Raw genomic sequence first — 2,047 nt, forward strand, 5'->3', positions numbered from 1 at the left:
GGCCTGCTCGCCGTCACCGTGCCGCGCTGGCTGCCCGAGAAGATCTGCTGGGCGCTCTCCGACGAGTACCACGAGGTCGAGGGCGGCCACGACCGGGAACCGCCCGCCGGTGAGCCGCCGTCCGGGAGATCCTCCGGACGGGAACCGCCCGCCGCCGGACCCGCCACCGGAGCTGTCGCCGGACCCGTCGCCGGGTCCACCGCTCGGCCGCGCCGCACCAACTGATCCATGCTCACCAACCTTAGAGAACGCTTGCGTTCACAATCCTGCACCAGTTATCGTCCAACACTAGTGAACGCATGCGTTCCTTCATAGTCCGCGGGACGCCGCAGCTCCAGGACCGGGGCCATGCCGGACCCGGGTCCACAGCACACGAAGCAACAGCCGGCAGGGGGCACATCTTGGCCATTACCGACACACTCAGCAAGCAATCCCCACCACAGGGGGGCAAGGGCGGGAGCAAGGGCATCACCCTGACCGTCATCGCGGCCACGCAGCTCATGGTGGTGCTCGACGCCACCATCGTGAACATCGCGCTGCCGCAGATCAGGGACGCGCTGGAGTTCTCCACCACCAACCTGTCCTGGGTCATCAACGCGTACACGTTGACCTTCGGCGGACTGCTGCTGCTCGGCGGCCGCGCGGGTGACATCCTCGGCCGGCGCCGGGTGTTCATCGCCGGCACGCTGATCTTCGGCCTGGCCTCCCTGCTCGGCGGCTTCGCCCAGGACGGCACGCTGCTGCTGGCGGCGCGCGCCCTCCAGGGCATCGGTGGCGCGATCTGTTCGCCCACCGCCTTCGCGCTCATCGCCACCAACTTCGAGGAAGGACCCGAACGCAACAAGGCCTTCGGCGTCTTCTCCGCGGTGGCCGGTTCGGGCGCCGCGATCGGCCTGCTGGCCGGCGGTCTGCTGACCGAGTACCTCAACTGGCGCTGGGTGTTCTTCGTGAACGTCCCGATCGCGATCCTGATCGCCGTCGCCGCCCCGCGCTACATCGCCGAGTCGGAGCGCCAGTCCGGCAAGTTCGACCTGCCCGGCGCGCTCACCTCGACGATCGGTCTGGTCGGCCTGGTGTACGGGTTCATTCGGGCCGCCTCGGACGGCTGGTCGGACCCGCTGACGCTCGGTTCCTTCGCGCTCGGCGCGCTGCTGATGGCCGGCTTCTTCGTCATCGAGCGCACCACCGCGCAGCCGATCACCCCGCTGCACCTGTTCGCCGACCGCAACCGCACCGGCGGCCTGGTGATGATGCTCTGCCTGGCCGCGGCGATGTTCGGCATCTTCTTCTACATCACGCTGTTCGTGCAGGGTCCGCTCGGATACGGCCCGCTCAAGGCCGGTGTCGCCTTCCTCCCGATCAGCGTGTCGATCATCATCGCCGCGCAGCTCGCGTCCAGCCTCCAGGTCAAGTACGGCCCGAAGCCGTTCATGGCCGGTGGCGCGGCGCTGGTCACCATCGGTCTGACCTGGCTGACCTTCATGAAGCCGGACAGCGGCTACCTGGACGGGGTGCTCGGCCCCACGGTGATCTTCGGCTTCGGCATGGGCCTGATCTTCGTCCCGGTGATGCTGCTGTCCGTCGCCGGGATCGCCGAGGCGGACACCGGTGCGGCGTCCGGTCTGCTCAACTCGATGCAGCAGATCGGTGGTTCGCTGGGCCTGTCGATCCTGACCACGGTCTTCGCCCACTACGCCAAGGCCGAGGGCGAGCAGCAGTTCCCGGGCTTCATGGCCTCGGCCACCGATGCCCAGAAGGCCGAGTTCATGAAGACGCACGAGTTCCCGAAGGGAACCGTCGCGGCGAACGAGGTCCTCGCCGAGGGCATCTCGCACGGCTTCATCGTGGGCGCGGTGCTCGCCGCCCTCGCGCTGGTGGTGGCCGTCTTCGTGATCAAGGCCAAGGCGAGCGACCTGCCGTCGGCCAACTCCGGTGTCGCGATGCACTGACCGCGACCCGGCTCCGGCCCCGCACCGACGGGGCCGGAGCCGGGAACGCGACGCGAGGGGCCGACAGAGGAGAACTGGGGGGTAGGGTAAAAATTAAT

General features: G+C 68.4%; 1 protein-coding gene and 1 pseudogene. Both read left to right on the forward strand.

The window, feature by feature from the left end; all coding sequences use genetic code 11:
- Nucleotides 1-225 (forward strand): annotated as a pseudogene (locus ACWEQL_RS42245) (hypothetical protein); the annotation flags it as partial.
- Nucleotides 226-401: 176 nt separating this feature from the next.
- Nucleotides 402-1,949, forward strand: a complete 1,548-nt coding sequence (locus ACWEQL_RS42250) for an MFS transporter (protein WP_452156909.1) — start codon at nt 402-404, stop codon at nt 1,947-1,949.
- Nucleotides 1,950-2,047: the final 98 nt, after the last annotated feature.

The organism is Kitasatospora sp. NPDC004240 (genome assembly GCF_053603215.1).